7 protein-coding genes and 1 pseudogene are annotated in these 7,636 nt (G+C 59.6%); 5 read left to right on the top strand and 3 right to left on the bottom strand.

What is annotated here, in order from left to right; genetic code table 11:
* Positions 1-187: 187 nt before the first annotated feature.
* Positions 188-1,555, top strand: coding sequence for an NAD(P)/FAD-dependent oxidoreductase (locus tag AAE029_RS35985; RefSeq protein ID WP_371077730.1), 1,368 nt, complete (start codon positions 188-190; stop codon positions 1,553-1,555).
* A 36-nt stretch (positions 1,556-1,591) separates the two neighbouring features.
* On the opposite strand, the gene AAE029_RS35980 is transcribed toward AAE029_RS35985, so the two are convergent.
* Together AAE029_RS35980 and AAE029_RS35975 are read right to left on the bottom strand one after the other, a co-directional pair.
* Positions 1,592-2,176, bottom strand: coding sequence for a hypothetical protein (locus tag AAE029_RS35980; protein WP_371077729.1), 585 nt, complete (start codon positions 2,174-2,176; stop codon positions 1,592-1,594).
* A 101-nt stretch (positions 2,177-2,277) separates the two neighbouring features.
* Positions 2,278-3,246: a LysR family transcriptional regulator gene (locus AAE029_RS35975; protein WP_371077728.1), complete on the bottom strand. Its 969-nt coding sequence runs from the start codon at positions 3,244-3,246 to the stop codon at positions 2,278-2,280.
* A gap of 131 nt (positions 3,247-3,377) precedes the next feature.
* Between AAE029_RS35975 and AAE029_RS35970 the strand changes: the two genes are divergently transcribed.
* The 4 genes and pseudogenes from AAE029_RS35970 to AAE029_RS35955 all read left to right on the top strand — a co-directional run bounded on the left by AAE029_RS35970 (position 3,378) and on the right by AAE029_RS35955 (position 6,898).
* Positions 3,378-3,857: a carboxymuconolactone decarboxylase family protein gene (locus AAE029_RS35970; RefSeq protein ID WP_371077727.1), complete on the top strand. Its 480-nt coding sequence runs from the start codon at positions 3,378-3,380 to the stop codon at positions 3,855-3,857.
* Positions 3,858-4,008: 151 nt separating this feature from the next.
* Positions 4,009-4,767 (top strand): SDR family oxidoreductase, encoded by a 759-nt coding sequence (locus tag AAE029_RS35965; RefSeq protein ID WP_371077726.1) that lies wholly within the window; start codon positions 4,009-4,011, stop codon positions 4,765-4,767.
* Between the two features lie 65 nt (positions 4,768-4,832).
* Positions 4,833-5,264 carry a cupin domain-containing protein gene (locus AAE029_RS35960; protein WP_371077725.1) on the top strand — a complete coding sequence of 144 codons (432 nt, stop codon included), beginning with the start codon at positions 4,833-4,835 and terminating at the stop codon, positions 5,262-5,264.
* A gap of 162 nt (positions 5,265-5,426) precedes the next feature.
* A pseudogene (locus AAE029_RS35955) lies at positions 5,427-6,898 on the top strand (mechanosensitive ion channel family protein).
* Between the two features lie 55 nt (positions 6,899-6,953).
* Here the strand turns inward: AAE029_RS35955 and AAE029_RS35950 are convergent.
* Positions 6,954-7,442, bottom strand: a complete 489-nt coding sequence (locus AAE029_RS35950; protein ID WP_371077724.1) for an Rrf2 family transcriptional regulator — start codon at positions 7,440-7,442, stop codon at positions 6,954-6,956.
* Positions 7,443-7,636: the final 194 nt, after the last annotated feature.

The following is a 7,636-nucleotide window of genomic DNA, read 5'->3' as shown; positions in this document are numbered from 1 at the left end:
CCTCGCCCCCCTCATCGCCTCGCTCTGCTCGGCACTTCTCCCCGCTGGGGAGAAGGGGGAGGTCGCAGTATCGCCGACACGCTCCGCCGGACATTGCATCTGTAGCGGACAAGGCCCGGTTTGAAACATTCAAGCAGCACGAGCCGTACTATCAAGGTGAGATCCACTTATCTCTTGGGAATTCACGATGGGACACCTGAAGAATGCCGTTGTCGTGGGTGCTGGCGTAGGCGGCCTGGCTGCAGCGGGGGCGCTGGCCGATCATTTCGAGAATGTCATCCTGCTGGAGCGGGACGAGCTGCCGCCCGGTCCTCGTTCTCGTTCCGGCGTGCCGCAGTCCAGCCAGATTCACAATATGCTTCTTGGCGGGCTCAGCGCGCTCTGCGAGATCTTCCCCGGCATCGACCAGGATCTGACGGATGCAGGGGCGGTCCACTGCCGCATAAACCTCGATCGGCGGGAAGAATGGCCGGGCTACGAGACGTTTCCGCGGCGCGATCTGGGATGGCATGTCTATAACATGTCTCGGCCTCTTATCGAGTTCGTCCTGCGCGAGCGGGTGATGAAGCTGCCAGCCGTGAGACTGCGTGCCAAATGCCGCGTCATCGACCTCGTCGCCGCCGAAGATGGATCCGTGGTCGGCGTGCGGTGCGAGAATGCCGACAGAGCCCGGGAGACTATTCCCGCCGACCTGGTCATAGACGCGTCAGGTCGCGGTGCCCTGACGCTGGCCTTCCTCAAGGCCACCGGGCGGCCGGAACCGGAGATTTCGACAGTTGGGATCGACGTCAGCTATGCGACCACGACATTCGAGCTGCCCGCCGGCACGCGCGACTGGAAACAGGTCATCACCTATCCCGAATTCCCCGACCATATTCGCGGCGGTGTGCTGATGCTGATCGAAGGCAATCGTTGGCAGGCGCTCGTTGGCCACCGCCATGCGGAGGCTCCGCCGGCGAATCTGGCAGGTTTCCTGGAATTTTCCAGGGAGCTCAGGACCCCCACGATCTACAACGCGATCAAGGACGCCATACCGCTGGATGTGATCCACCGGTACGGCTTTCCGGAGAGCAGGTGGGTTCACTATGAAAGAATAGGTGATTTTCCCCCGGGTCTTCTGCCGCTCGGCGATGCCATATCCCATTTCAATCCGATCTACGGGCAGGGCATGACGGTCGCGGCGAAACAGGCTGCTCTGCTGAAGACCCTGCTGCAAGACCGGGCTGGAGCGGCCGACCGGTCGAATGAACTTTGGCCGATCTTCTTCCTGAAGGAAGCAGCGTCGATGGTTTCGGTCGCGTGGACGATGTCGGCCATGCCGGATTTCGCCCATCCGATGACGCGAGGGGAGCGGCCTGCGAACCTGCAGATGATCCTCAAACGACAATCGGAAATCTCCAGGGCGGCTGCTCGCGATCCGGTCATACACAAATTGATGCTGGAGGTGCGCCAGATGATAAAGCCGCCTGCCGCATTCAGCGATCCCGACATCGTCCGTCGACTGGATGCGCTCTCGGAAACGGAAAGCGGTGCCCCTGCCGCTGGAGCCGGATGATTTCTGGTCGAGCCGACCTGAAATCTGAATCCCTCTCTATTGCGTCAGGGTTTCAATATAATCGTAGCCTGACACTTCTTCGGTGCTCTTACCTTCGTCATAAATCTTGGCAAGGGTTGCATGAAGATCGGGAGAGTACAGAAAGCTTAGGGTGCCGACTGTTGCACCGTTCCTCTTGGTCTCCTGCTTGACCCGGAGGACATCGTATTTGCATTGGCCGAGGTCCATGGTCTCGCGTTTCATCACGGTCAACTCGAGTGCCCACTGGTCCGCGGACCGTTCCGGGTCGAATGGTACGAAGTCGATCACGCGATGATCGCCCTTCTTTAGCAGGACGATCTTGCTCAGGTCCGAAAGCGGATGCATTCCAGATCTTGTTTGGCGGTCCACGCGATAGAGATCGAAGATGCCGTCGAATGAGTAGACGATCTGCTTGTTCGATCCGCCGAACGTGGTCGTAATCGAGACCAACGATCCTCTGGCTGGCCGGAACTCGCTGACCGCGGCGTCATTTCCCAAGATGAATCCATTCTTTGCGGTCTTTTCAGTGGGACATTCCGCGGCGTGGGCAAAGGTCGGGAAGATCAATGCGATGAGGAGGCTGTAAAGGCGAATATTCATGATGGTCTTTCAATGAGGCTATAGCTTCAAAATACATACTGTTGGTAATTAATCCGGATGTTTGATCGTATTAATTGCAAAAATTGTTGACGAGCTATAGATCAGGCTTGGCGCCGGATGAGAGAATTTTCGAGAATCCCGTAATCGACGGCATTGAGCGATGGGCCAGAGGAGGAAGCCATCAAAGGGTCCTCGCGAACGGCCTCGACGAGGAAATCGAGAACGGCGCGCACGCGCAGCGGGATATTTCGGCGGGATGGATAGACGACATTGATCGGCAGGCGCGTCGGTGGAAAATCCGGCATGAGGCTGACGAGCCTGCCGGCGGCAATATCCGGGCACGCAAGAATATGGGAGAGGACGGCAAGGCCCGCTCCGGCGAGTGCGGCGCGATGCACCGCAAGCGCGTTGTTGGCGATCAGGCGAGGGGCGATCCGAACGGCCATGTCGTCGGCCCCGTTGGAAAAGGACCATGACCTGCCGTCGCCGGCGCGGCTGTAACAGATCGCATCATGGGCGCTGATGTCGTCAGGTGTCGCGGGCGCACTCCGTTTCTGCAGGTAGGATGGCGCTGCGACGAGGTAAGCCGTCGTCCAGCCGATCCGGCGGCACATCAGGCTCATGTCGGCAACGGCCCCGAGGCGGACCTCCAGGTCGATGCCTTCGCCGACCAGATCGGACGGATCTTCCCGGAAAAGCAATTCGACCGAAAGGCCCGGATAGACCGCCAGAAGCGTGCTGAGCCGGTCGCTCAGATAGAGCCCGAGAGGTGCCGGAAGGCTCAGCCGGACTTTGCCCGATGCGATTGCCCCTTCGGGGCAGGTCCTCTCGCCGAGGGTATCGACCGCTTCGATCACGCGCAAAGCCATCGGGATCATCTGCTCACCTTCGGCTGTGAGGGCGAGCGCGCTCGTCGTTCGATGAAACAGGCGAATGCTGAAATGCGCTTCCAGCGCGGAAACCTGCCTGGAGACGGCCGGTTGCGTGAGATTGAGGTCCATAGCTGCACCGGAAAACGAGCCGACTTCCGCAACCCGCAGGAAGGTCCGCAAAGCGCATACGATGTCCATGAGCGCCCCCTCATACTTTTCGACATAAGCCTTATGACGAGAACTTAGGCCAGAAGCGCTTTACTGTCTAGCTATTACGGATATTTTATATCCATAAGGACATCGGATATCCTTAATAACCGGAGGACGACATGACACAGCGCCTGAACTACGCCCAGCAATCACCCGAACTCTTCAAGAAATTCCTGGACTTCAGCCTTGCCCTGAAGGAGAGCGTCATCGAGACGAAGACGCACGATCTCGTCAACATCCGCGCTTCGCAGATCAACGGATGCGCCTTCTGCCTCGACATGCATGTCAAGGAGGCCAAGATCCACGGCGAGAGCGAACTGCGTCTCCATCACATCGCCATCTGGCGGGAGTCGAACCTCTTCATCCCCCGCGAGCGTGCAGCACTTGCCTGGACGGAAGTCCTGACGAAGCTGCCCGACGGCGGCGTTCCAGACGAAATCTACGAGCGGGTTCGCGGCCAGCTTTCCGAGAAGGAAATCTCCGACCTCACCTTTTCGATCATGGCAATCAATGCCTGGAACCGGGTCAATGTCGGCTTCAGGACGGTTCCGGGATCCGCCGACAAGGCATACGGGCTCGACAAGGCCGGCCTGAGCTGAAGCCTGCGTCGTTTTGACACAGAAACGGCTTTGGAATAAAAGATTAGAGCGCCGATTGCTCATTCATTCAAACGTGCGGCGCTCTGACGTCTACTGACAATTCCCCTTTCAATTGACGCGGCCGGACACGGTTCGCGAACGGAGAGTCGTTATGAAAATCGTCATTATCGGCGGAACCGGCCTTATCGGTTCAAAGACAGTCGAACGCCTCAGCAAAAAGGGACACGAGGTCGTCGCGGCCTCGCCCAACACCGGCGTCAACACCCTCACCGGCGAGGGGCTCGCCGATGCAATGGCCGGCACTGAGATCGTGATCGATCTCGCCAATTCGCCCACCTTCGACGAGAAGTCGATCGATTTCTTCCAGACTGCGGGGAGCAATCTCATGGCGGCGGAAAAGGCCGCCGGCGTCAGGCACCATATCGCGCTTTCCGTCGTCGGCACCGAACGCTTGCAGGAAAGCCCTTATTTCCGCGCCAAGCTCGTCCAGGAAAAGCTGATCAAGGAGTCGGGCATTCCCTACACGATCATCCATTCGACGCAGTTCATGGAATTCCTCCGCGGCATCGCGGATTCCGGAACCGTCGGCGATACCGTGCGTGTTCCGCCGGCAGCCGTGCAGGTGATCGCGGCCGATGACGTCGCCGACGTCATGGCGGAGGTCGCGCTCGCCGCTCCCGCCATGCGGACCATTGAGATCTCCGGTCCGAAGCGCGAGAAAATGAGCGACCTCATCACTCAATACCTGCAGGCGATGAAGGATCCAAGGAAGGTCGTCGCCGATCCGGAGGCCCGATATTTCGGCCTGCTGGTCAACGACCAGTCGCTGGTTTCGGACAATAACCCGCGCCTCGGACGCATCACCTTCGAAGAATGGTTCGCCAAATCAGGTTCGGCGAAGCGAGCATAGCAGGAACAAGGTGGCGCAAGCCCGCGTCACCCGTGACCCATCCATTTGAAACAAGGAGATTTGTGATGATCAGGAGTACTCTGCTTGCAGCCGCCCTCAGCCTTGCCGCGGTCTGCGGCGCACGGGCCGACGGTGAGCACGCCGGAGGTGGGGACAAGGCCCCCAAGGTGACGGTTGTCTTTGACCATGCGATTCCCAACATACCTGGAAAAAGCATGAAGGGCATTCTTGTCGAATACCCGCCGGGCGGCGCTTCCGTGGGCCACACCCACCCGGACTCCGCCTTCATCTATGCGACCGTTCTGGAAGGTGCGCTGCGCACCAGCGTGAACGACGGTCCGGAGAAGGTCTACAAGGCGGGCGAAAACTTCCCGGAGATGCCGGGTGATCGTCATACCCTCGACGAGAATGCCAGCCAGACCGAGCCCGCCAAGCTGCTGGCCGTCTTTGTGGTCAATACCGACGACAAAGAGCTGCTCACTCCGCTCAAGAAGTAATCGATGACCGGCGCGACAAGCTCTGTTGCGCCCCGTATCGATTGCACCCGCCGCCTGAAGCCTGTCGCGTGAAAAGAGATTGACGCGGCAGGCTTTTAGCCATTGTTTTCAAACATTCCTTGCCGCAAAACTGCGGCACATTCTTGCGCGAAGAGTTTCCTCATGTCGGCCGACATCCCGTTATTGCCCCTCGTCCTGATCAACCTCCTGGGCATTGCCGGCATCGTCGTGTGGCATCTCCAGGGGCGCGGCCGGCCGATGGCGCGCCTTATCGTCCAGATCCTCTTCTTCGCGTCGATGACCGTCGTTCTCTGGTACGCGCGGATCGCGCCGACCCGGTTCCAGGATCCGCAGGACCAAAGCCTGGTCTCGCTGCTTGCGATCTCGGCGAAAGTGCTGTGGTGGATCCATCTTGCCTGGGCGATCATCGGCTTTATCCGCATCTATCTCGTCCTGGACCGCCGACCAAAGGAGGCGCGGCTGATCCAGGATCTGACCGTGGCCGTCGTCTATCTCGGTATCGGCCTGTCGGTGCTGGCCTTCGTCTTCGGCGTTCCCATCGGAACGCTGCTGGCAACCTCGGGGGTCATCGCCATCATCCTGGGCCTGGCGTTGCAAAACACCCTCAGCGATCTTTTTTCGGGCATTGCGCTAACGCTCGGACGTCCATACCTCATCGGCGACTGGATTCTTCTCAGCGACGGCACGGAAGGGCGGGTCGTCGAAAGCAACTGGCGATCGACCCATCTTCTGACGGGCGCGCACAACATCGTCGTCCTGCCGAACAGCGTTCTGGCGAAACTTGGCCTGACCAACCTCAGCCGTCCGGATGAGACCCACCAGATCGCATTGACGGTTCGCATCGCACCGACCCGCATGCCCTCGATGACGTGATGCGTTCCGTTCTGGACAGCTGCAATTCGATCGTCAGGGAACCAGCGCCGGTGGTCGCGATGAGAGGGATCGATGCCACTGCGATCGAGGTTGAGCTTCAGTTTCGCGTCAAAGGCCCGGCCCAGCGGACGCCCGCAAGAAACGAAGTCATCGATCTGGTTTACCGGCATTGCAAGTCAAACGGTCTTCTTCTCGCCATGCCGGTCGGAACGTCTTTTGGCATGACCGAGGTGCCGAATGAGGAAACGACTTCGTCGTCGCGAGTCACGCCACTCGAGCTGATCGAGGCCATTCCGGTCTTTTCGACGTTGACCAGCGAGGAAAAGAGGTCGCTTGCCGCTTCGGCGACCACGCGCCACTTTCAGCCGGGAGCCATCATCGCCCGGGAGGGCGAGACGCTCTCGAGCCTCATGATCGTTCGCGCCGGCATCGTCTCCATGAAGCGTGATGGCCAGGAGATTGCGCGGCTTGCCCCCGGCGATTTCTTCGGCGAGACCGGTCTTCTTGCCGGCATCGGCGAAGCGCATACGCTGGAGGCGATCATGCGCGTGACTGTCTATGAGATCGATCAGCAGGCGGTCGCACCGCTGCTGGTCGATCGCCCGGAACTCGCGGAAGACCTGGCTCTCGCCCTGGCGAAATGGGGGAGTTCTCCGGAGCAGCAGGTATCGCATGACGTCCGTCACAGGCTCCGGGCACCCGATCTCATAAGGGCAATCCGGATGGTTTTTCGCAGCTGATTGCCTTCATCGCGAGCGAGTCTCGCGCGTGGACACGTCGCTCCGTGGAAATGCTCTACCCAGCGCGCTCCAGCACCCATTCGAAAGTGCTTTTCCAAAGCGATGCCGGGACTTCCTGGGAGAGGGTTTCGATCAGGGCGGACAGCCGAACGCTTCGCAGCTTCGCGCGCCAGGCTTCGTCTGCTTCCCACATGATGCGTGCAATGGCACAAGCGCCGCTTTCGCAATAGCCTTCAGGGCGGCAGGGGTTATTGGCGCGGATGTTATTGCAAACGAAGGTGCGCGTCTTGCCTTCCACCGCCTCGACGATATCGAGGAATGTCAGATCGGTGGCCGGCTTTGCCAGACGGTAACCGCCGCTTGGACCAAGTGTGGTATGAACCAGGCCCGCCTGCGACAGGCTCTGGAGCGCCTTGGAGAGGTATTCCTTCGGCACGCCGTGCAGCTCGGCCAGCGCCTTGGTCGATAGATAACGCCCGTCAGGAAGACCGGCAAGAATGGCGCAGCAATGCAGCGCCCATTCGACTTGGCTTTTGAGGATCATTCAACATCTTCCCACGCCGGTTCCAATGGCGTCTATTACGGATATTAAATATCCCTATTGTGCGGCGGTGTAAATAAGGGGCGTTCGGATCAAGATGTCGTGAAAATGTTAAAGATTCCGGCGGTGAGGTGCGGCGGACGCCCCTCATCCGCCCTCCGGGCACCTTCTCCCCGCAAGCGGGGCGAAGGGGGAGT

Origin of the sequence: Sinorhizobium sp. CB7 (genome assembly GCF_041357635.1) — a bacterium.
GTDB lineage: Bacteria > Pseudomonadota > Alphaproteobacteria > Rhizobiales > Rhizobiaceae > Rhizobium.
The sequence above is the reverse complement of the archived record's forward strand: the minus strand, read 5'-3'. Positions and strand labels throughout refer to the sequence as shown.